Genomic DNA, 22,967 nt, shown 5'->3' with positions numbered 1-22,967 from the left:
GGAGGTATGAAACGTGAAAGGTAAATTGCTAAAAGGTGTACTTAGCTTAGGTGTTGGTTTAGGAGCTTTATATAGCGGAACGTCAGCTCAAGCAGAAGCATCTACAAATCAAAATGATACATTAAAAGTGATGACGCATAATGTATATATGCTATCAACAAACTTATATCCAAACTGGGGACAAACTGAGCGTGCTGATTTAATTGGGGCGGCAGATTATATAAAGAATCAAGATGTTGTTATATTAAATGAAGTGTTTGATAATAGCGCATCAGATCGTTTATTAGGTAATTTGAAGAAAGAATATCCAAATCAAACAGCAGTATTAGGTCGTAGTAGTGGAAGCGAATGGGATAAAAAGTTAGGGAACTATTCATCTTCAACTCCTGAAGATGGTGGCGTTGCGATTGTCAGCAAATGGCCAATCGCTGAAAAGATTCAATATGTATTTGCAAAAGGATGCGGGCCAGATAATTTATCGAATAAAGGATTTGTATATACGAAAATTAAGAAAAATGATCGTTTCATTCACGTAATTGGGACGCATTTGCAGGCTGAAGATAGTATGTGCGGAAAAACTTCACCTGCATCTGTACGTACGAACCAATTAAAAGAAATTCAAGATTTTATTAAAAATAAAAATATACCAAATAATGAGTATGTGTTAATTGGTGGTGATATGAACGTAAATAAAATAAATGCAGAGAACAAGAATGATTCAGAGTATACATCTATGTTTAAAACATTGAACGCTTCTGTACCATCTTATACTGGACATACAGCGACTTGGGATGCAACGACAAACAGTATTGCAAAATATAATTTCCCTGATAGTCCTGCCGAGTATTTAGATTATATTATTGCAAGCAAAGACCATGCGAACCCATCGTATATAGAGAATAAGGTGTTACAGCCGAAATCTCCACAATGGACTGTTACATCATGGTTCCAAAAATATACGTATAATGATTACTCTGATCATTATCCAGTAGAGGCGACTATTTCTATGAAGTAGTTTCAAAAAGTTTCTTCGTAAAGAAGAAACTTTTTTTATTTGCAAACAGGAAAATCACACTTTCTTTCCAATATGTATAAGACATATTGAGAAGAGGAGAGAAAAATGTGGATCGAGGAATTTTTAAAGAAGTTCCATTACCGTGTGCATTTTTGGATGAAGTGGCTTTAGATAGAAATATTCAATCAATTATAGAGTTAAGTGGAAATAAGAAGATTCGTATAGCGAGTAAATCGTTACGTTCTGTTCCGATTATGCAAAAGATTTTAGCTGCAAATGATCGATTTCAAGGTATTATGTGCTTTTCACCTAGAGAGACTTTATTTTTAATAGAACAAGGATTTAATGATTTATTGCTTGGATATCCTGCTTATGATGAAAGAGCTTTGTATGAAATTAGTTTGCTAACAAAGAAAGGTTTCATTATAACTTGTATGGTGGATTGTGAAGAGCATATTGTGTATTTAGAAAAAATTGCTGAGAAATCTAAAGGATGTTTTCGTGTTTGTTTGGATATTGATATGAGTAGTCGTTTCTTTCAATTTCATTTTGGTGTACAAAGATCCCCAGTAAAAAATGTGCAGGATGCGTTGAAAGTAGTAGAAAAGGTGAGAAGGTCATCATATTTAATGTTAGATGGTGTGATGGGTTATGAAGCTCAAATTGCTGGGGTGGGAGACCATATACCGAATCAATGGCTGAAAAGTAAAGTGATTTCGTATTTAAAGCAGAAATCAGTGCTAGAAGTTAAAGAAAGAAGAGAATATATTGTAAAAGCAATACAAAAACTTGGTATTGAGCTAAGGTTTGTAAATGGAGGCGGAACAGGAAGCATAAAAACAACTGAGAAAGATAATTCAGTTTCAGAGATTACAATAGGTTCTGCTTTTTATTCTCCGAAGCTGTTTGATTATTATAAAGAGGTGAAATTTCATCCAGCGGTCGGATTTGCCTTACCAGTTGTGCGTAAACCAGTCCCGTTTATTTATACTTGCCTAGGTGGTGGATATATTGCTTCAGGAGCAGTTGGAAAAGATAAAGAGCCTGAAGTTTGGAGACCAAAGGGTGCAAAACTATTAGCTTTAGAAGGTGCTGGTGAGGTACAAACGCCAATATTTTATAACGGCGAGGAAAGAGTGGACATAGGAGAGTCCATTTTGTTTCGTCATAGTAAGGCTGGTGAATTATGTGAACGCTTTCCTTTTTTGTATCGTGTTAAACAAGGAGAGATTGTTGGGGAGTATTCAACATATCGGGGGGATGGCCAATGCTTTCTATAAAGGGACAAAGGTGGAGGAATTGGACAGGGAATGTAGAAGGGACGCCGCATTATACGATGTATCCAGAAAGTATACAAGATGTAGTAGAAGTAGTGGGGGTTGCACGAAAAAAGGGGCAGAAAATTCGTGTTGTTGGTTCAGGACACTCGTTTACACCCCTTGTGCAAACGGAAGAAGTTTTAGTTTCTTTAGATGAATTGAAGGGCATTGTGAATATTGATGAAGAGAAGATGGTCGCTGAAGTGTGGGCAGGAACAAAGTTATATGATTTAGGGAAGTTACTTGAGGAAAAAGGTTATGCGCAAGAAAATTTAGGAGATATTGATTCGCAATCTATTGCAGGAGCGATTAGTACGGGGACTCATGGAACGGGTATTACCTTTGGGAGCTTATCAACACAAGTTATAGAGATTACGGCAGTTTTATCTAATGGTGAGAGTATAGTTTGTTCGGAAGCTGAGAACGTAGAATATTGGAGAGCGTTTCAGTTGTCACTTGGAATGTTAGGTATCATTGTAAAGATAAAATTGAAGGTTATTCCAGCGTATTCACTCGTTTATGAAAGTGAAAAACAGTCATTATCTACTGTAATGAACAAACTAGAAGAGTATAAGAAGCATCGTCACTTTGAATTTTTCGTTTTTCCTTATTCTGATGAAGTACAAGTAAAACTTACGAACGAAACAACGAATACAGGCAGTGATTTGAAATGGCATAAACTAAAGGTGGAGTTACTTGAAAATAGGATGTTCTCTTTACTATCTAAAGGGTGTAAATGGTTTCCTTCTATAAGTAAAGGAGTGAGTCGATTATCAGCTAAGGCTGTACCAAACACAAAAATAATTGGCCCGAGCTATGAAGTATTTGCTACATCACGTACGGTACCATTTTATGAAATGGAGTATAGCATTCCTTCAAAGTATATGAGGACTGTGGTAGAAGAAATCTCAAATCTTATTGAAAAGAAAAAGTATAAGGTGCACTTCCCGATCGAATGCCGCTATGTGAAAGGTGATGATATATGGCTTAGTCCAGCCTATGGAAGAGATTCAGCGTATATCGCTGTTCATATGTATAAAGGTATGAAATATGCTGCTTACTTTGGCGAAGTGGAAAAAATTTTTATGAAGTATGAAGGGCGTCCGCATTGGGGGAAAATGCATACATTATCGTATGAGCAATTACAAGATATATATCCAGAGTTTCATTCGTTTTTACAGGCGAGGAAGTCTCTAGATGAACTTGGAATGTTTTTTAATCCTTATGCAGAAAAGTTATTTATCCCGCATTAACGGGCAGTAATACTCCCATCTCAAAATTCGGTGGGAGATAACCGCTCGTTTTGGGAGGGTTGATTAAAGTTTCACATTATGTATATGAAAAAGCTGACAAATAATTATTTGTCAGCTTTTTTTAGTGTAATTGCATTTCTTGTATGACTAATATGCTCATAAAATAGTAGTTTATCACGGCTAAATACATGCAGTAAAACATGAATAATAAACAGGCCGTTAATGATGAATAGGAATAACAATGTAACGAGTAATACTAAAGGTTCTGTATGATTTAACATAGAACTACTAGAAAGAATATAATTGATTCCGCCTAACGCAAAATAAAATATACCGTATCGAATAAATAGTTCTTTTAATGTAATACGATCTGATTTTCCTTTCAGGTGAATGCGAAGCAATGCTTTCCCAATTGTTTTTCCATTCGTAAAGTATGGAATAATAATAAAGTAAATAAGGATTGAACACGTAATGAAAATGAGTTCATACATATTGGTGTAAGATTGCATATTAGAAACGAAGAAAGAATTTCCTTTGTTTTTAATGACAGGTACAACGATAGATAAGAAAATCCAATCAATTTGCATCGCGATAAGGCGACGAATGAATCCGACTGGTTTCGTTTCTAAATTAATATGACTATCTAACTCGTTTGTTTTTGGAAGGAAGTACGTAAATATTGGTGCAATGATAAAACCAATTACGCCACCTAATGTATTTAAAAACAAATCATCGATATCAAATAATCGGTATGCACAATTGTATATACCGTATAATCCAGTCACTTGTGTTAGCTCGAAAAATAGTGAAAGGAAAAAGGAAATGTAAATTGTTTGTAGGAAACTACGTCGGAAATAATAACGTAAGTAAATACCGAATGGAACAGTTAATAGAACATTAAATGCAACTTGTAAAAAAGCAGACTCTTTTAATAAGTAGAAATAAGTAGCCGGTTTCGTTAAAACTGCCGATGTATGACTACTAATCTCTTGTATGAAATAAAATGGTGAGAGTTGCATGTGTTGTGTATTAGCCGATTGTAGGCTACAAGTATCAAACGTTTGTGGCAACGGCAAAATAACAAGAAAATAGGCATTTAATAAGTAAAGTAATAATGAGTATAAAATAAATGAGCGCCATTTATTTAAATAACCGTATTTTCGATAATTAAATATTAGAAAAGGGATTAAAAGAAACATTGCTAAAAAAGGAAATAAAATAAATGCTGTTTTTACTGGAAATAAATATGCAGTCAAAGTGAAACTCCTTTCAATAAAAATTCGTTTATCATTATAGCGCTAAAAATATTTAAATACAAAGTTAAAATCTTTCGAAATAGAAATAATTACTAATTTTATAGGAATTAAGTTATAATAAATTTAATATGAGGATATTATGATTATGTAAGTTGAGAGAGGGTACAAGAGATGCGATATGAACTTTTTTCTGTAAGTGGGGATCATATTACGACTTTTGAAAGTGCATGGCGTTTTCAGGAGGGAGAACAGATTTTTGTTCATGATGATCAAACAAAACGAAACTTTATTATTATTCGTCTGACGCATGATGTATTTCAACAAAATAAACATGTTATTCGTTTGTATTGTCAAGAAAAGAAAGTGTATGCATAAGAGAAGCCCTCTTACAGTATGAAAAGTAAGAGGGCTCTTTATCCCGCTATTTGTGGGAAGCACGATTGGTGAGGATTAAAGTTTCACTTTATCATTTTTCTCCTCGCAAGGAATAAAAAGAGAAGAGTTAATGCACATAGGTAGCATTTGATTTGGAAGAAAGGATATAGCCTTGTATTTTGTACTTCAAAGTTTCATGGCCTTTTCTTTGAGAAAGCCATGTATGGTAATCTTGTTGTGTTTTCCATAACATACGAAACATATATTCTGTCTTATCATTTGTACGATGAACATGTGAAAACTCTATGTTAATAAAACCGTTCGTTCCAGGGGAAGGATAATATTGTTTAAGCTCACAAAGTAGTTCACTTTCATATCCGTACTTAATGTGAATGAGTTTAGTAACTATAAGTATATAAACACCTCTTTTACGATAATAGTAGGAAAGATAGCTTTACTATAATAGTGAACTTAATAATTATTATAATATTCTGAAAATCCGAAGTGAATGATAGGTTTTAACTTAATAAAGGTATAAAAAAGCGAGTCATCTAGTGTAATAGAATGACTCGCTTTCGATTTGTAAGTTTCACTTTATAAGAAAATAAGAGTAAGTACACCTACGATAATACAATAGAAAGAGAAATACTTTAAATTTCCTTTTGCCATAATGTTCATAAACCATTTTAGTGAAATATACGTCATGATAAATGTTGCGATGAATGCAACGACATATGGTACGAATAATGTGTCTAGATTTGGATCATTTGCAATGTCTGTAATGCTTAACAATAAGCCACCTAAGCTAACAGGAATGTATAGTAAGAATGAGAAGCGAAGAGCTGTTTCTTGCTTCATACCAAGTAACATTGCTGCTACGATTGTGGCACCAGATCGGCTTATTCCAGGAATCAGTGCGCAAGCTTGTGCTAATCCGACGATGATTGCATCTTTCATAGAAAGGTCGCCATCATTTTTACGACCGCGTAAATTTCTAATAATCCAAAGGCCGACAGCAGTAATAAGAAGGGAAATCCCAACCATCTTCACACCTTTTAAGTACTGATCGATGTAATCTTTAAATAAAACACCAATAACACCTGCTGGAATGGTTGCAATAACAAGATAAATAATAAAGAAGAAATCTGATTTCGCGTCTTCTGCTCTTGTAAATATATAAGAGAGACCATTCTTCGTCAGACGAATTAAATCATTTCTATAAATAAGTAATACAGCTAATAATGAAGCTGAATTAACAAGTAGTTCGAAGCTAAATCCTTCTATTTTTAGTCCTAGCAAATGTTGTGCTAAAACGAGGTGACCACTTGAAGAAATCGGAATTGGTTCTGTTAGTCCTTGGAACAGACCGAGAATTAAATATTTTAAAACGTAGTAAAATTGTTCCATAATAACCTCCTTGTTTATTAGTTGAAAGAAACAACTTTTCCATTATAACAAAGATATGGATGAATATTGAAAAGAAATAAATATTCGAAATAAAATAAAAATCCCTTATAGCAGTATAAGGGATTTTTATTTTTAATTAAGAAGTTACTGTTCCTTGAAGACTTTTAGACAATTGAACATCGACTTTTTCAGCATCATGAATATGATTCATAATAGTAGTATTTAATTTTTGGAACATTTGTTGTGTATTAGCGAATTCTCGTAATATGTCATCATTACAAGACTTTTGGTTTTCAATAGCCTTAATAACATTTGTAGCGCCATTTTGTAACGTTTGAATCATAACTAAAATATTTTCAATTCTAGCGTTTGTATCGGCGCTCATTTCTACACCTTCATCGACTAAATGTAAATTATCTTTTGTATTATCGTATGCTTTTTCAATTTCTTCTTGAATTTTTTTCGTTAAGTTGCCGATGTTTTTTGTGCTTTCTGCTGTACTTTCCGCTAGTTTTCTTACTTCATTGGCAACGACAGCGAATCCTTTACCGTGCTCTCCAGCACGTGCGGCTTCAATACTCGCATTTAAGGCAAGTAAATTTGTTTGTGCTGCAATGTTTTGAATGACTTCTACAATTTGCTCGATTTCCTTTGAGCGTTCGCTTAGATGATTCATACTATTAGACGTGCGTTGAGATTGTTCACCTAATTTATTAATTACAATAAGTAAGCGGTGAACGGATTCTTTTCCTTCATTAGAGCAGTCAATAATTTCTGCAATAGACTGAATTAAGCTTTGTTCCTTTTGCAACATTTCATTATTTAACTCATTGGAATGTGTCGTGCGTGTTGAAACATTTTCGAAACATGAACTTAATTGTTGAACTAAATTTTGGAGTGTATTGTGTTGGTTATTTACAAGTTGATGCTCGTGTACAACGCTTTGTACACGATCGTGGATAGTCGAAATAGTCTCTTGTTTTTCAATATCTTTTTGTTTCAATTCTGCTTCTAATTCTTGTATACGCTCTTCTAATTGAGCAATTGTATGTTGGAGTGATTTCTTTTGAGTAAACATGTATTTATTTCAACCGCCTTCGAAAGTTATATTTTCTCTATATTTGGATTTTAGCATCTTTTGTATTTTTTAAATATAGGAATTGTTAAATATTTAAGAATCTATTACATTTTATTCATAATTCTCTTTTTTTTGTCACGAAAAATAAACTGTATTTAATCGTTTTGTAAACAAACTGTAAAATAAATCATGTATAACTGTATAAGAAGGGAGTCGGATTATGAACTATTTTAAGCGAATCAGCTGTCTAGTATTAGCAGGAATTATCGGTCTTTCTAGTACAGTCGCTGTTAAAGCAGAGTCAAACGACGAGAAACTTAACAACATGCAACAGCAATTGCAACAAAACGATGCAGAAATGCAAAAGAAAGAGCAAGAGAAGCAAGCTGTTAGTAAAGAAATTAAAGGTATCGAAAACGAACTACATAATTTAAATAATACAATTGCAAAAAATAAAGAGGATCAAGCTGCTATTCAACGTAAAATCGATGAAACACATAAGCAGATTGAACAAAAAAAGGAAGAAATTGTCGTTTTAGAGGATAAAGTCCTTGCTCGTAAAGACATTATGAGAAAACGTATGGTTTCTGTTCAAAACAGTTCAAATACAAGTTTAGTAGTAGAAGTTGTAGTAGAGTCAAAAAACTTTGCAGACTTCTTACAACGTATGAACGCAGTTTCTACTATTCTAGAAGCTGATAAAGAAATTTTACGTCTACAAGAACAAGATCTTCGTCAAATTGAAGAAGATAAGAAAACAATTGACGAAAAAGAAGCATCTTTAGTAGTAGACAAACAAAAATTAGCAAAAGCGCAAGCTGAACTGCAAGATAACTTGAAAAAACGTCAAGATAACTTACAAACAGTTCAAGCTAAATATAATGAGGTTGCAAGTCAGCTTAATTTAGCAGCGGAAGAGAAAGCTAAAATTGAATCAAATATGAAGGCAGTACAAGAAACAATTGCTCGTGAACAAGAAGCAGCAAGAATCGCAGCGGAAGAGCGTGCAAAAGCAGAAGCGGCTGCAAAGGCTGAGCAAGAAGCTTTAGCGAAAGCACAAGCAGAAATTGCTGAAAAGCAAAAGCAAGAAAAAGCTAGTAAACCGGCAGAACCAGTTGCTAATAATAATTCGAAGGTAGAACCTGCACAACCTTCTAAGCCAACTGCTGGTGGGAAAGAAATTTATGTAGAAGCTACAGCTTATACAGCTGATCCAGCGGAAAATGGTTATGCGTCAGGTCAACAAGTATTTTCTGCATGGGGACCAGGTGGTAAAGGTTATAATCTAACTGCAAACCCAGGAATGAAATTAATTGCTGTAGATCCAAGTGTTATTCCATTAGGCAAAACTGTAAATGTTGAAGGTTATGGAGTCGCAATTGCAGCAGATACTGGTGGAGCGATTAAAGGTAACAGAATTGATGTGTTAATGCCTGATAAAGGGTCTTCTAGTCAATGGGGAAGAAAAATCGTTAAAGTTACAATTTTAAACTAAAACGTAATCCAACTTTACAATACGTAGAGTTGGATTTATTACAATATTAATGTTAAGTTAAGTTTACATTTTGTTAAGGGTAGCATACAATAATGGTGAGAGGTGGTAAATTTGACCATTTTAAACAGAGTAAAAGAATTAAGAGCTCGTTTTAATTTTTCACAAAGTGTATTAGCAGAAAAGGTTGGAGTGACGAGACAAACAGTTGCTGCAATTGAAAAAGGGGATTACGTTCCTTCATTGTTACTAGCATTGATGATTTGTGATGTATTCCAGTTAAAGATGGAAGACGTGTTTGTTTTAAATAAGGAGGGGGAAGAGGATGAGTAGAATTGGTTTTTCTTATATTATAAATGTACTCTATACTGCACTAGCATGCTGGACATTTGTTGAATTTTATAGTGTTATTACAGAGTTAGCAGACATATTTAAAAACGAGAAATTCCCGTTTGAAGTAGCGGTTAATGGAGTACCATTTATTTTATTATTTATTGGAGCTATTATAGTTACAATTTTTTATAGAATTCAAAAGAAAAAATATAAGAATTTATCTTTTTGGATGTATCCATTATTATTTCCACTAGAAGATGAACGTGAAAAAGCGATTACGGATAAAGCTTGTCGAACAACATTTGTATCGTTATGGTTTGTGTTACCTTGTGCAGTTGGATTTTTAACTTTTTCGCCTATTATTAATGAATATCTTCCTGGATACCCATTATATATTCTATTTTCTATTTTCTTTATTCAAATGACAGTATTTCACGTATCATTATACAGAAATAAATTAGCTTAAAAAGAAACCTTCTTGCACCGGCAAGAAGGTTTCTTTTCAGCTAATACTTGTACATATGGCGATATTATTTTATCATTTTATATAGAGTAAGATTTTGTAAGGGAAAGGAATTGTATATGAATAAGCAAAGAATTTATAGTATAGTAGCAATCCTGCTATTTGTTGTAGGTGGGGTGTTAATTGGAAAGCCATTTTATGATGGATATCAGGCTGAAAAGAAACAGACTGAAAATGTGCAGGCTGTTCAAAAGATGGATTATGAAAAGCATGAGACGGAATTTGTAGATGCTTCCAAAATTAATCAACCAGACTTGGCGGAAGTAGCGAATGCATCATTAGATAAGAAACAAGTAATTGGTCGTATTTCGATTCCAAGTGTTTCAGTAGAACTGCCTGTTTTGAAAGCTTCTACTGAAAAAAACTTATTAACAGGTGCAGCGACAGTAAAAGAAAATCAAGTTATGGGAAAAGGAAATTACGCACTAGCAGGACATAACATGTCTAAAAAAGGTGTTTTATTTAGTGATATAGCTTCTTTGAAAAAAGGCGATAAAATTTATTTGTATGACAATGAAAATGAATATGAGTATGCGGTTACTGGTGTATCTGAAGTAACTCCTGATAAGTGGGAAGTTGTGGAGGATCATGGGAAAGATGAGATAACGCTTATTACATGTGTATCTGTAAAGGATAATTCTAAGCGTTATGTTGTTGCTGGTGATTTAGTAGGAACGAAGGCGAAGAAGTAAAAAAGAAGGTGAACTCTTTAAAGAGTTCACCTTCTTTTTTACTAATGTTGAGAAAAAATAGAATGTTTTGGTTTGTATTTAAGTATTCTTCTATTTATGTATAATAAAGTTATAATTCTATATTTTGGGAGGAACAAGAGTGAGACAACAGGTGAAGAAACTTCTTTTAACAACGAGTATAGCGTTATTGGTAGCTCCAATTTCAGCTTATGCGCATCCAGGGCGTACAGATGCTAATGGCGGACATACGTGTCGTACAAATTGTGAGAAATGGGGATTACAGTACGGGGAATATCATTATCACAATAAACCAGCTTCTAGTAGTGGTGCAACGAGCCCAGCTCCTAGCCAGAATAATAATAGTGCTGTAGAAGCTGAGAGACAAGCAGAAGCACAGCGTAAAGCTGAAGAAGAGAGACAACGTGTAGCCGAAGAACAAAGAAAAGCTGAAGAGGCACGTAAGCAAGAGGAAGCGCAGCGCCAAGCTGATATGGAAAAAGGTCAACTTGAAGGTCAAAAGAATGGAGAAACTGATTTTAAAGCAGGAAAAAATGATGCAGAAGTGCATGTAGCTGGAAAATCTGATGCATATAAACAAGCGTTTAAAGCGACTTATGCAGCCGCATGGTCTTTAGAAGAGCAGAAGAAAACGCATTTTGAAAAAGGAAAAGAACAAGCTGAATTAGGAGAAAAGACAGGGAAAGAACTAGCTGAAAAGAATCCTGGAAATAGAGAGAAAGAAGTATACGTGAAGGCATATGAAACAGCGTATGAAAAAGGCTATAAGTCTACAAAAAAGGCAGTAGAAAAGGCTGGCTATAAGTATGCATTTGAAAACTATAATTTAAAAGTTCCTGCTAAGTATGAAAGAAATGAATTGTTAAAGAAATGGTTTACTGAAGGGTTTAAATTGAATAAAAAAGCAGCAGAAATTCGAGAAGAAGGGTATAAAAAGGGAGACAGCTGGTTCTCATTCTTCTATAAGAGTTTCGTACCAAGTGAATATAAAGAACATAAAGAGCTGTACGAACAAGCAATAGAAAAAGGTAAAACGGCATAAAAAAAGATGAGGAGAAATTCCTCATCTTTTTTAATCCATCCATTTCACTAATTTCTTAGAAATTAATAATAAAACACAACCTAATACAATTGCCACAGCGCCAATAACCGTGAATACTTCAGCGTATCCAAGTGAGGTTGTGAAGCTTGCAAGTTGTCCGCCTAAAATGTTGGCGATACCTGAACTTGCTAGCCATACACCCATTAGTAAAGATGCTAATTTTACCGGAGCAAGCGCACTAACCATTGATAGTCCGACAGGTGATAAGAATAGCTCACCTAACGTATGGAAAAGATACGTAAAGACGATAAATAGTAAGTTTGCTTTTTCTGTAATGTTATGTTCATCACTACCTGTTTTTAATGTAGCGATAACGAGAATGATATAACCGATACCAAGCAAGATCATACCAAGTCCCATTTTAGTTGGGATTTTTAAATCACCGCGCTTGCGAGTTGCAAGTTTTGCCCATAATGCAGAAATGACTGGAGCAAGTAAAATAATAAATAATGGATTGACCGATTGGAACCAAGATGTTGGAACTTCCCATCCGAACACAGAGCGGTCTACAAATTTGTTTGTATATAATGTTAACGAGCTACCAGCTTGTTCAAAGCCAGCCCAGAAGAAGACAACGAAGCATGTTAAAATGACGATAACTGCGGTACGTTGTTTTTCTTTTTTTGTTAACGGTGTATCTCCTACTGATGGTTGTCCATCTGTTGTTTGTAAATCGCGAGTTGGTTTTTTACCGATATCACCAAGGAAGCGATTTGATAATGTTGTAAATAAAATTTGTCCAATAATCATTCCGATTGAAGCGGCTAAGAAACCGTAACGGAATCCGTAATGTACAACGCCATCAACTGTTGTTTTGAATAAATTTTCTGATAAAAACCCGCAAACGAGTGGAGCTAAAAATGACCCGACGTTAATACCCATATAGAAAATGGTAAATGCACTATCACGTTTTGGATCGTTCTCTTCGTATAATTCTCCAACCAGTGTAGAGATGTTCGGTTTGAAGAATCCGTTACCGATAATAATAAGCGCTAATCCGAGGTATAGGCCTAATTGGTTTTGCAAGGCAAATAGTGTAAGGTTACCGATTGCCATTGTTATACCACCAATTGTGATTGCTTTTCGTCTACCTAGAAAACGGTCTGTTAAGTATCCACCAATCATTGGTGTGAAATAACAGGCTCCAGTATAAAATCCGTAAATAGAGAGTGCCCATGCGGGACTAAACCCAAGACCACCGCTTACTAAAGCTGTCGTTAAATATAATGTTAATAATCCTCGTAATCCATAGTAACTAAATCTTTCCCACATTTCTGTAAAGAAGAGTAAGTATAAACCTGGAGGATGTTTCTTTTTTCTTTGTTGTTCTCTTTCTAGTTGTATCGCTGATTCCATGTTATTTTCCTCCTGACACAAACAAAAACAAAGTTAATAATTTTGTACATTTAATATTTTACTTTATTAACTATTATAAGTCAATAAAGGTTGATTTTTCAGAAGAGATTGGAAAAAGGGAATAGCTATAGAAGGGGTGTTTCTTTTGTGATAGACTATGGACTATGTTTTCTTTGTAAGGAAGCGGGTTATTGTACTTTTTTTATATGTGGAATTGATTTCATAAAAGATGAAATTAAAGAAGGAGAAAGAAATGAAATTGTTACAGAAAAAAGAAATTTTACTTATTAGTCTTATGTTATTCTCGATGTTCTTTGGAGCAGGGAATCTTATATTCCCACCTTTTCTTGGATATGAAGCAGGAGAACATGTGTGGATTTCGTTAGTAGGATTTATTATATCAGCAACAGGTCTTCCTATATTAGGTGTTATTTCTATTGCAAAAGCAGGAAGTTTTCAAACGTTAGCGGGTAGAGTTCATTCTTCATTTGCAATTATTTTTCCATGTATCGTGTATGTATTTATTGGACCTGGGCTTGGTATACCACGTGCGGGAAGTTTAGCCTTTGAAATGGGGCCAGGTCAGTTATTCCCTGAAGCAGGAAGCGGAGTATTATTGTTTTACACAGTTATTTTCTTTAGTATTGTTTACTGGTTAAGTTTATCACCATCTAAACTAATGGGGTTGTTTGGAAAAGTCTTGACGCCGTTATTATTATGTATGATTGCACTTATTTTTATAAAGAGTATGTTTACAACAGTAGGAGATATGAAAGAACCAATAGGGAACTATGGCCAAGCTCCTATGTTTCAAGGGTTTTTAGATGGATATTTAACAATGGATGCGTTAGCTGCTTTAATCTTTGGAATTGTTATTGCAAATGCATTACGTGCAAAGGGTATTGAAGATGATAAAGGTTTAGCGAAATATATGAGTATTGCTGGAATCGGGGCAGGACTATTATTATCGATTATTTATGTCATCCTTGGATATGTGGGGGCAATTAGTGGCTCATTAGGAACATTTGATAACGGTGCCAAAGTGTTAGCACAAGTTATGACTACATTATTTGGACAGGGCGGAGTCGTTTTATTAGGTCTTATTTTTACTATCTCATGTTTATGTGTTTCAATTGGACTTGTTACGTCTTGTAGTCAATTTTTTTCGAGTGCATTTCCGAAAGTATCTTATAAAGTGTGGGCATTTATAGTAAGCGTTGTTAGTATGATCTTAGCTAATTTAGGATTAACGCAAATTTTAAAAGTATCAGTACCAATTCTTGGATTTATTTATCCAATTGCATTAACGCTTATTATTCTAGGGTTATTCCATAAGTATATTGGGAAGTATGCATACGTATATACAGTAACTGTTTGGATTGTAGCAATATTTAGTGCAATTGATATTTTAAATAAAAATGTAATGATGAATCAGTGGACGTCAGTATTAAAATACATTCCGTTTTATACAGAAGGTGTTGGATGGATTGTTCCAGCTATTGTAGGCATGTGTCTTGGTTTCATCGTTAGCATTGCTTTAAATAAGAATAAATGAGTAAAAAGGTGTTTTCCTATTTTGGGAAGACACCTTTCTTTTTTTGGAAAAATACTATTGAAAATGAATAGACTAAGAGTATGATAAAGGTAATTGGTAATATATAGGTTTAATGAGAGTTACGAATAAGGGGGTAGCATATGAAGAAGGATTTGGATAAGAAAATAGAAGCACTCGAAACGGCAATTGAAACGATTCAAGAAGCACTTGCTGAATTAAAGGTGAAGCAAAGGGAAATAGAAGTAGAAAACGCTCAGCAACATGTTAGTAAGGATAAGAAAGAATATATTGAAACGGTAATGGAGGAAAAGCCAAAAGAAGAAATAGTTAAGATAAAAGAGCCTTTGCAAGAATGTGAGGTAAAACAAGTAGATATATCTGCTTTTAAACCAGAGCCATTTAATATTATTAAGTTTTGTCAAACGTGGTTACCGCGTGTATTTGTCGGTATTATGTTGCTTGGAGTGATCTGGTTATTTAAAGCAGGGGTAGATGCTGGTTTATTAACACCAGCAATACGAATTGTGTTTGGTATCGCATTATCTATCGGTTTGTATTATATAGGAGATATTCAAATTAAAAGAGAGCGGCAGGCGTTAGGATTAGTATTGGTTGGAGGAAGTATTTCGGGGATTGTTTTAACGACGTTTGCGGCACATTATTTGTATGCATTTATTCCGGCAAGTATCGCGTTTCTCTTTAATATTACATGGGTTATTTTAGGGATTTATTTAGCGAAAAGATATAACTCGGAATACCTTACTATCTTCGTAGCGGTAGGAGCGTTCTTCGTGCCATTCTTGTTAAATAGTACGACTCCTAATCCTTATATTTTCTTTGGATATGAGACAGTGTTAACACTTAGTTTATTATGGTATGGATTGAAAAATCGTTATAAATATTTATATATGATTTCTTACGCTGTTGCGGCCATTGTTCTTTTTGTCTTCTTTGCTGTTATGTCAATATTAGTAGAGAACTTGCAAATACAGTTAACGATTGTATATGGTTTGATTCATTTACTATTATTTTGGCATATGTTTACGGAGAGAAGTTTTATACCAGAACCGCGTTTGGCGATATTTAGTGCGAATGCAGTGTTCTTTATACTAGCTATTTCAAAAATACCTGATTTTACAACATGGGGATTAATTATTAGTGCAATTGTGCACGCTGTTATGTTTGTGCTTGAGTATAGGAAGAATAGACATTCTACATTTACAAATCTCTTATTTGGTTTCACAATGGGAGCATTTAGTTTAGCGATTTTATACGAGTATAGTTTAGTAAATGCAGCGATCGTACTATTATTACAAGGTTTCCTTGGAATGGTTACTTCTATTAAAGGAAAACAACAGATAAAATTGTATGTTAGTGCAACGATTTACGCGATTGGAATGATACAAACGATTTTTAGTCCGTTTGATCAATTTATTTCGGCAGGCTTTGTTGCTCATATTATTTTAATAGGAACATTCTATTATTGCATGAGACAAGCGAAAGAAGTGTTAGCGAGTTTTGGTAAGTATGTGTACTCTATAGCGCTCTACTGGTTAATGGTCATTGTATTTATTACAATTACTAGAATTGGTGAATTTCTTTCTACAGATGGAAGTATAATTAGCGTATCTGTATCGTTATTATGGATGATATATGCGTTATTTGCAGTTTGGTTTGGCCGTTATAGACAGATGAATGAAATATTATATGCTGGATTAATCGTATTAGTAGTAACGGTAGGGAAGTTATTCCTACTTGACTTACCGGAGGTTTCGATGATGATTAGGGCAGTGTTATTCCTAATCGTCGGTAGTATAGGTATCGTTATTTCAAGAATGTTTTTCTCAAAAGAAGAGAAGTGAAAAGAAGGCAATCCATGTATGGATTGCCTTTTTCATTATTTTTTATTAATCGTTACAGTTTCATTATATTTCGCTGTTGTATTTTGACGTAGACGAAGCGTTGCTTGTCCAGTTGTATTTGAATCAATCTGTACATTTACAACTTTTTCAGCAGAGCCTAAGCTGTTTGTTGTGAAAGAGAATGCACTACTATATCCGAAAGCAGATGGCCAAGTGCCGTTTGTATTTTGAACTTTTGCTACTTGTGTTCCACCAGTAGTGAATATACCTAAAGAATAGTTGTTATAAGTTGTATTAGGTAGTAAGTTGTTTACTTGAATCTTCATTTGGAAAATTTCATTGTTTGGTAGAATGCTAGGGTGTGTAACGACGTAGTCGCTTGTTGTTACCGCACCGTTATAACCGTATGAACCTGGTTTAAAAGTATTTGTATTAAACCATTGATAACCTGCATTTGGTGCACTCCAAGGTTCAGGTTGTGGTTCTGTTGATAAGCTTGGCTGTTCAAATGTTTGTAGAGCTGTAGGTGAATCAAGTTGTAAACCATTTACTTGATCTAAACTTGTAAATGTCTCTTTATTCGATAACCAATTTACGATGTTTTCTAATAAAATCGCATCGTTTTCTTCTTTATAACCATCGTAAGTTTTCTTTGTTTGGCCAGAATCTTCACGAACGTACTTTGGCGTTGCATCTTCAACAGGAGAAGAGTCACCAATAAAGGCAGCTTTTCCAAGTCCTATTTTTGCAATTGCAGCATATGGGCCTTCTGCAATACCACCGCCATTATAAACGCCACTATCAACAGCGTTATTCCATTTTGATGGATTTTCTGGAAGGTAAACAAGTCCTTTTGCTAGTTTTGGGTTTGTAATTGCTAGAGTAGAACCAGCATGCATTGCTACAGAAGAAACACCTTTTGTAATTCCGAAAGATTGTTCAGGCGATACAATTGTTTTCGCTGAAACATCACCAAGTGCATTGTAGCGGAAGCGAATACCGAAGTTGTCAGATAGCCAATCAGAGCTTTCTACTCCTTGCATAGCTTGTGAATTTGCTTCTTCATTAGACATTCCTTTTGCTGGATTATCCCAAGCACCGCGTCTATATCCATTAAATACTTCAGAAGAGTCCCAGCGATTTTTATTACGATCCGCATTGTAATGATCGGCAATAAAGAAGATACTACCACCATTTTTTACATATTGTAACATAGCGTCCTGCTCAGATTTTTTGTAAGGAATATTAGCTTCTGGAACGATAAATACATTGTAACCATTTAAGTCTTCGTACGTAATAGGTGTTGATTTACGAAGTTCTTTTACGTGATATCCGTTTTTTGCAATGCCGTTTCCGAAGTCAGAAAAGCCGCCGTCAATAACCCAGTCAGCTGTCCCAGCAGTTTGACCGTGTGTATTATCGAATAATACTTTCTTCCCATTGTTTTGATTTACAACTTTTGCAGCAATTTCAGGAGCTGGGTCTACAGAGCTTTCGGCATAAGTAGACGGTATGAACGAGGTCCCTATACTTAGTGTAATTGCTGTTGCTAAAGAAAATGTAATCCATTTTTTATTCTTCATAGAAGAATCCCCCTAATAATAAATATATGTGCTTTAATAATGTAATTTATTTTTCTGTAAAAATAAAGACGGAAAACATAAAAAATATTAAAAGATTGTAAAAATACCGTGAATTTTGTTGAGAAATATTTATATAGATATAAAAACACCCCTTCCAAGTAATAAGGAAGGGGTGTTTTGCTTAACTAATTTTTGAGTTAGGTGTTTCATCAATCTTATGAAACCCTTTCATGTAATATACGATTGCTAAGCCGATAAGCCAAATTGGGCCGACAATCAATGCAATTCGTGTATCTTCTGAATACGCCATTATACCTAGTACTAATACAAGGAAAACGAGTGAGAAATATGAGCTTAATGGGTATAAAGGCATTTTATATGATAACTTTTGTTTATTTTGAGTAGGTAAGCTTTTACGGAATTTAATTTGAGCAACTAATATAATTCCCCAAGTCCAAATTGCGCCGAAAGTTGAAATGCTAGTAAGCCATGTAAATACCTTTGCAGGTACGAGATAGTTTAATATAACACCAATGAGTAAAACGATAGCAGTTGCTACAATTCCTTGGCTTGGAATGCCGTTTTTATTTAAACGACCAAATCTTTCAGGAGCTTTTTTCTGCTGAGCTAATGTAAATAGCATACGGCCTGTACTAAATAAACCACCGTTACAAGAAGAAAGAGCTGCTGTTAATACGACAAAATTAATAATACCTGCTGCTTTTGCGATACCAATTTGCTGGAATGTTAATACGAATGGGCTTCCTTTCTCACCAAGTTCGTTCCATGGATAAATTGCCATCATAACGAATAGAGCTCCTACGTAGAACAGTAATATTCTCCAAAATACGTTATCAATTGCTTTTGCGAGTGTTTTCTTCGGATTTTGAGCTTCACCAGCTGTAACACCGATTAATTCAACGCCTAAATAAGCGAATAGTACCATCTGCATGGAGAGTAGTAACCCAGAAAAACCATTTGGGAACCAGCCACCATGTGACCAAAGGTTTGAAATACCAGTAGCGATACCACCGTTTCCGAATCCGAATAAAATAATACCAGCTCCGACTACTATCATACAGATAATTGTGACAATTTTAATGAGAGCAAACCAAAACTCAAGTTCTCCAAATACTTTTACCGATAAGAAGTTAAAAGCGCTCATTAACAATAGAGCAAGTAATGCCCAAGTCCAGCGCGGGATATCTGGGAACCAGTACTGCATGTAAATACCAGCTGCTGTAATTTCAGCCATACAAGTAACAACCCATAAGAACCAGTAATTCCAACCAGTAATATAACCAGCGAGTGGGCTGATATAATCATATGCATATTTACTAAAAGAACCGGCAACAGGTTGTTCAATTGCCATTTCCCCGAGAGCTCGCATAATGAAAAAAATAACGAGTCCGGCAATCATATAGCCTAGTAAAATAGAAGGACCGGCTAGTTTAATAGCGGAAGCGGATCCTAAAAATAGCCCAACACCAATAGCTGAGCCAAGTGACATTAAAGTAATATGTCGTTCTTTTAAACCACGATTTAAAGTTCCAGATTTGTTTGTGTGCTGCATAAGAAGAATCCCCCTTGTAGAGTGAACGATATTTGAATGCGTTTGCTAAATATTTAACTATTTCAAATTATAAAACATTTCTATCTGTTATGCTACAAAAATAATCATAATGAACTGTACTACATCTGTACTTGTCAGACTTAAACTTAAAATTCGAACTATTAGGGAATATATTGACTCTTCTTTTTATTGATTGTTAAGATTAAGTATTATATTTTCTCACATACTAGTAAGAAAAGAATGTGTGATAATAATTCAGGTGTAGGAAGGGTACATAAGCATGTTTCAATTACAAAAATATAACACTTCTGTGAAGCAAGAGTTTTTAGCTGGCATCACAACTTTTTTTACATTTGCGTATATTCTTGTCATCAATCCAAAAATATTATCTGATGCAGGTGTACCATTTGACCAAGCGTTTACAGCAACAATTATTGCCACCGTTGTTGGAACAGTAGGTATGGCAATTTTCGCGAATTACCCGATTGTTATTGCTCCAGCTATGGGAATGAATGCATATTTTGCTTATTCTGTTGTACAGAAGGCAGAAGGGATTACATATGTAGTTGCCTTTTCAGCTGTATTTGTAACGGGGATTATTTTTCTTTTATTATCTTTTACTTCGTTTAGGCAAAAGTTAATTTTAGCAATTCCTGATAGTTTAAAGCATGCAATTGCAGGTGGAATTGGACTATTTATTGCTTTTATTGGATTGCGCCTTTCTGGAATTATCGTAGATCATCCGTCTAATTTAGTTACGATTGGTGATTTTCATTCTCCAGCTGTTATTTTAACTTTAATTGGTTTAATATTAGCGGCGGTATTAATGGCATTACGTGTGAGTGGTGCATTATTTATTAGTATGATTGTGACAGGAATTATCGCCTTCTTTACAGGGCAATTGAAGTTTGCTGATAAAATTGTGGCGATGCCTCATTTGCCAGAGGGTATTATCGTTTCAAACCCAACCAATGCATTTTCAGATGTAATTGAATACGGATTATATGGTGTTGTATTTTCATTTTTACTTGTACTTTTATTCGATACAACAGGTGCATTACTTGGTTTAATTAAACAAGCAGGTTTAATTACAGACAATACAGAGAAGCGTTTTGGTAAAGCGTTTATTGCAGATGCAATTGGAGGGACTACAGGTTCTATCTTTGGAACAAGCCCAACAGCAGCGACGATTGAATCGTCAGCAGGTATTGCTGCAGGTGGGAAAACTGGATTAACAGGGATTGTTGTTGTTGGTCTAACAATTATAACGGCATTTTTCAGTCCTGTTATTGCTTCTTTATCAAGTGTGGCCGCTATTACAGCTCCTTCATTAATTATAGTAGGTAGTTTAATGGCACAAAGCATTCGAGATATTAATTGGAATGAATTTGAAGATGCGTTACCAGCATTTTTGATTTTTATAGGTATTCCGTTAACATCTAGTATTGCAAATGGAATCGCAATTGGATTTTTAGTATATCCAGTTTTGAAAATTGTGAAGGGTAAAGGAAAGGAAGTACATCCATTACTATACTTATTTACAATTTTATTTGGATGTCATTTATTCTTATAATATAGATATAGGAGAGGGAGCTTCTTATGAGAGGCTCCTTTTTTGTGTATAATAAAGTGAGACTATAGGCAGTAGGGAGGATCCCCACTGTGTATTAGCCCGCACTAATTGGAATAAGGTGAAAACTTAATTGGTTTTGTAAAATATAAATTACTTAAAGGAATATATATGTTACAATAAAGGTGGAGGAGGAACATGAATGGCTGTAAGTAAAATAAAAGTCGCGCGTGTTCAGTTAGATTTAACACAGCAACAATTAGCAGAAAAAGTAGGCGTTACAAGGCAAACGATTAGTTTAATTGAGAAGGGGAAATACAATCCATCTTTAGATTTATGTTTGAAAATTTGTTATGCAGTAGATAAAACGTTGAATGAGTTGTTTTGGGAGGAAAAGGAGTGATAGGATGAAAATCGTGAAAGATGAACGTTTAATGATTGAAGGGTTAAAACATATTAGATTGGCTTTCATCTTACAAAATATCGTCATACTAGCTATCATCTTTTACCGCTATGTCTTGCAAGAGGCAGGATATGAAAGTGTTTCGGATTTATTAATGATATTTATTGGCGGGATCGTAGTTATTAACTTCTTAAATTTAAAACATTCTGTAGAGGTATATGAGCACACAGGCGGAGTGTCACGTAGCTATTTCATGAAATTATTATTAATTCCAGTAGGTATTATTATTGGGATATTAGCTGTTTGTATCATTGTAACACCAGATATCTCGATAAAAGAAATAAGTATAACAGCACTTATTATGTTTGCTTGTTTTTTAGTTCCTAGTTTATTTATCTACATATATATGAAAAAGATAAAAAGTGAAGATTGAAATATAAGAAAAGCTTTCCCGTATTGAGGAAAGCTTTTCTTATATCTTTTTATACAAAACTTTATGAAGGCCAATCGGTTCAATTTCAAAGATTTCACCATGCTCCTGAAAGTCTAATCGCTTGTAATAGTCAGTTACAGTAATACGGCCATTACACCATAGAATGTTTGCTTTCCGTTCTTTTAAAATTTGTTCTGCCTTCTGAATTAAGGAGCTTCCAGCTCTTTTGTTCCGAAAGTTAGGTAATGTTGCCATTCCTCGTAGTCTATAATGGATACCATTTTGCAAATCAGGATATATTTCTTTTGAGAAGGAAGCGATGCTAATTAACTCATCGTTTATAAAGGCACCTAAGTGGAATGTGTCTTTTTCGTAGTCAGAAGAGTATTTACAGTCTGCTAGGGACTGATTGGGACGCAACACCGCTTGGCGTAATAAGTGTGTCTCGGATGCATCAATATACTGCACAGTAATCATATTATCATCCTTTCTTATAAACCTTTTTCTATAAGTTGTATAAAGAAGTATGCAGGTGCAGCGAGAAGGCCGAGTATACTAGCGGTTCCTAGAAGGAGTGAAAGAAAAAGGCATGAGTATTTAACTCCATTTGATTTTTTCCAACCATAGCTGCAAATTTCAATGCTAACACCGATGAGAATAATGGCGACGAGTACTTCTGCTAATAATAAGAGAGCTAAAGTTACAATAGACATAATGTAATCCATCCTCATAATATGTGATAGTAACATTTTACCATATGAAAATTAAA

The 22,967-nt window shown here is 34.5% G+C and carries 23 protein-coding genes; 14 read left to right on the top strand and 9 right to left on the bottom strand.

The window, feature by feature from the left end:
• The first annotated feature begins 13 nt into the window (after positions 1 to 13).
• From sph to ASE54_RS30865, 3 genes are all read left to right on the top strand, one after another.
• Positions 14 to 1,015: a sphingomyelinase C gene (gene sph, locus ASE54_RS30875; RefSeq protein WP_000676787.1), complete on the top strand. Its 1,002-nt coding sequence runs from the start codon at positions 14 to 16 to the stop codon at positions 1,013 to 1,015.
• A 107-nt stretch (positions 1,016 to 1,122) separates the two neighbouring features.
• On the top strand, positions 1,123 to 2,295 hold the full coding sequence (locus ASE54_RS30870; protein ID WP_000373749.1) for an amino acid deaminase/aldolase: 1,173 nt from the start codon (positions 1,123 to 1,125) through the stop codon (positions 2,293 to 2,295).
• On the top strand, positions 2,283 to 3,587 hold the full coding sequence (locus ASE54_RS30865) for a D-arabinono-1,4-lactone oxidase (RefSeq protein WP_000948964.1): 1,305 nt from the start codon (positions 2,283 to 2,285) through the stop codon (positions 3,585 to 3,587). Before ASE54_RS30870 ends, ASE54_RS30865 begins: the two co-directional genes overlap by 13 nt.
• A 104-nt stretch (positions 3,588 to 3,691) precedes the next feature.
• Here the strand turns inward: ASE54_RS30865 and ASE54_RS30860 are convergent, their stop codons facing one another.
• On the bottom strand, positions 3,692 to 4,843 hold the full coding sequence (locus ASE54_RS30860; protein ID WP_000128031.1) for a VanZ family protein: 1,152 nt from the start codon (positions 4,841 to 4,843) through the stop codon (positions 3,692 to 3,694).
• Positions 4,844 to 5,014: 171 nt separating this feature from the next.
• Here ASE54_RS30860 and ASE54_RS30855 point away from each other — a divergent pair, with 171 nt between their 5' ends.
• The gene (locus tag ASE54_RS30855) at positions 5,015 to 5,218 is read left to right on the top strand and encodes a hypothetical protein (RefSeq protein ID WP_001268332.1); all 204 of its coding nucleotides are present in this window, start codon (positions 5,015 to 5,017) and stop codon (positions 5,216 to 5,218) included.
• A gap of 127 nt (positions 5,219 to 5,345) precedes the next feature.
• Here ASE54_RS30855 and ASE54_RS35460 read toward each other — a convergent pair whose 3' ends face one another.
• The 3 genes from ASE54_RS35460 to ASE54_RS30845 form a co-directional block, all read right to left on the bottom strand.
• Positions 5,346 to 5,633, bottom strand: coding sequence for a hypothetical protein (locus ASE54_RS35460; protein WP_043333453.1), 288 nt, complete (start codon positions 5,631 to 5,633; stop codon positions 5,346 to 5,348).
• 179 nt (positions 5,634 to 5,812) lie between these two features.
• The gene (locus ASE54_RS30850) at positions 5,813 to 6,625 is read right to left on the bottom strand and encodes an undecaprenyl-diphosphate phosphatase (RefSeq protein WP_000434794.1); all 813 of its coding nucleotides are present in this window, start codon (positions 6,623 to 6,625) and stop codon (positions 5,813 to 5,815) included.
• A gap of 136 nt (positions 6,626 to 6,761) precedes the next feature.
• Positions 6,762 to 7,703 carry a methyl-accepting chemotaxis protein gene (locus ASE54_RS30845; RefSeq protein ID WP_000495030.1) on the bottom strand — a complete coding sequence of 314 codons (942 nt, stop codon included), beginning with the start codon at positions 7,701 to 7,703 and terminating at the stop codon, positions 6,762 to 6,764.
• 220 nt (positions 7,704 to 7,923) lie between these two features.
• Between ASE54_RS30845 and ASE54_RS30840 the strand changes: the two genes are divergently transcribed.
• The 5 genes from ASE54_RS30840 (at position 7,924) to ASE54_RS30820 (ending at position 11,803) form a co-directional block, all read left to right on the top strand.
• Entirely contained in the window at positions 7,924 to 9,198 is a 1,275-nt protein-coding gene (locus ASE54_RS30840; RefSeq protein WP_001105781.1) for a 3D domain-containing protein, read from the top strand.
• 117 nt (positions 9,199 to 9,315) lie between these two features.
• Positions 9,316 to 9,528, top strand: coding sequence for a helix-turn-helix transcriptional regulator (locus ASE54_RS30835; RefSeq protein WP_164468886.1), 213 nt, complete (start codon positions 9,316 to 9,318; stop codon positions 9,526 to 9,528).
• Positions 9,521 to 9,994 (top strand): hypothetical protein, encoded by a 474-nt coding sequence (locus tag ASE54_RS30830; protein ID WP_000086544.1) that lies wholly within the window; start codon positions 9,521 to 9,523, stop codon positions 9,992 to 9,994. Before ASE54_RS30835 ends, ASE54_RS30830 begins: the two co-directional genes overlap by 8 nt.
• Positions 9,995 to 10,110: 116 nt before the next feature.
• A complete protein-coding gene (locus ASE54_RS30825; protein WP_001041729.1) occupies positions 10,111 to 10,743 on the top strand; it encodes a class A sortase in 633 nt (210 codons plus the stop codon).
• A gap of 139 nt (positions 10,744 to 10,882) precedes the next feature.
• A complete protein-coding gene (locus ASE54_RS30820; protein ID WP_001249806.1) occupies positions 10,883 to 11,803 on the top strand; it encodes a YHYH domain-containing protein in 921 nt (306 codons plus the stop codon).
• Positions 11,804 to 11,833: 30 nt separating this feature from the next.
• Here the strand turns inward: ASE54_RS30820 and ASE54_RS30815 are convergent, their stop codons facing one another.
• A complete protein-coding gene (locus tag ASE54_RS30815) occupies positions 11,834 to 13,219 on the bottom strand; it encodes a peptide MFS transporter (RefSeq protein WP_000443141.1) in 1,386 nt (461 codons plus the stop codon).
• A gap of 253 nt (positions 13,220 to 13,472) precedes the next feature.
• Between ASE54_RS30815 and brnQ the strand changes: the two genes are divergently transcribed.
• Together brnQ and ASE54_RS30805 are read left to right on the top strand one after the other, a co-directional pair.
• Positions 13,473 to 14,774, top strand: coding sequence for a branched-chain amino acid transport system II carrier protein (gene brnQ, locus ASE54_RS30810; protein ID WP_000771705.1), 1,302 nt, complete (start codon positions 13,473 to 13,475; stop codon positions 14,772 to 14,774).
• Positions 14,775 to 14,914: 140 nt separating this feature from the next.
• Positions 14,915 to 16,636, top strand: coding sequence for a DUF2339 domain-containing protein (locus tag ASE54_RS30805; RefSeq protein ID WP_000710906.1), 1,722 nt, complete (start codon positions 14,915 to 14,917; stop codon positions 16,634 to 16,636).
• A gap of 35 nt (positions 16,637 to 16,671) precedes the next feature.
• On the opposite strand, the gene ASE54_RS30800 is transcribed toward ASE54_RS30805, so the two are convergent.
• Complete coding sequence (locus tag ASE54_RS30800) at positions 16,672 to 18,219, bottom strand: DNA-binding protein (RefSeq protein ID WP_000791516.1); 1,548 nt, start codon at positions 18,217 to 18,219, stop codon at positions 16,672 to 16,674.
• Positions 18,220 to 18,400: 181 nt separating this feature from the next.
• Positions 18,401 to 19,792, bottom strand: a complete 1,392-nt coding sequence (locus ASE54_RS30795; protein WP_001164901.1) for an amino acid permease — start codon at positions 19,790 to 19,792, stop codon at positions 18,401 to 18,403.
• 280 nt (positions 19,793 to 20,072) lie between these two features.
• Here ASE54_RS30795 and ASE54_RS30790 point away from each other — a divergent pair, with 280 nt between their 5' ends.
• The 3 genes from ASE54_RS30790 to ASE54_RS30780 all read left to right on the top strand — a co-directional run bounded on the left by ASE54_RS30790 (position 20,073) and on the right by ASE54_RS30780 (position 22,198).
• Positions 20,073 to 21,365, top strand: coding sequence for an NCS2 family permease (locus ASE54_RS30790; protein ID WP_000487187.1), 1,293 nt, complete (start codon positions 20,073 to 20,075; stop codon positions 21,363 to 21,365).
• Positions 21,366 to 21,564: 199 nt separating this feature from the next.
• Positions 21,565 to 21,765, top strand: coding sequence for a helix-turn-helix transcriptional regulator (locus ASE54_RS30785; protein WP_000301184.1), 201 nt, complete (start codon positions 21,565 to 21,567; stop codon positions 21,763 to 21,765).
• 4 nt (positions 21,766 to 21,769) lie between these two features.
• Positions 21,770 to 22,198, top strand: a complete 429-nt coding sequence (locus tag ASE54_RS30780) for a hypothetical protein (protein ID WP_000706625.1) — start codon at positions 21,770 to 21,772, stop codon at positions 22,196 to 22,198.
• Positions 22,199 to 22,237: 39 nt separating this feature from the next.
• Here ASE54_RS30780 and ASE54_RS30775 read toward each other — a convergent pair whose 3' ends face one another.
• A complete protein-coding gene (locus ASE54_RS30775) occupies positions 22,238 to 22,675 on the bottom strand; it encodes a GNAT family N-acetyltransferase (protein ID WP_000633847.1) in 438 nt (145 codons plus the stop codon).
• 14 nt (positions 22,676 to 22,689) lie between these two features.
• Complete coding sequence (locus tag ASE54_RS30770) at positions 22,690 to 22,947, bottom strand: DUF4022 family protein (protein WP_003260542.1); 258 nt, start codon at positions 22,945 to 22,947, stop codon at positions 22,690 to 22,692.
• Positions 22,948 to 22,967: the final 20 nt, after the last annotated feature.

The sequence above is a fragment of the Bacillus sp. Root131 genome, from assembly GCF_001429475.1.
GTDB lineage: Bacteria > Bacillota > Bacilli > Bacillales > Bacillaceae_G > Bacillus_A > Bacillus_A thuringiensis_S.
Note: the sequence above shows the minus strand (reverse complement) of the source record. Positions and strands in the feature narration are given on the sequence as shown.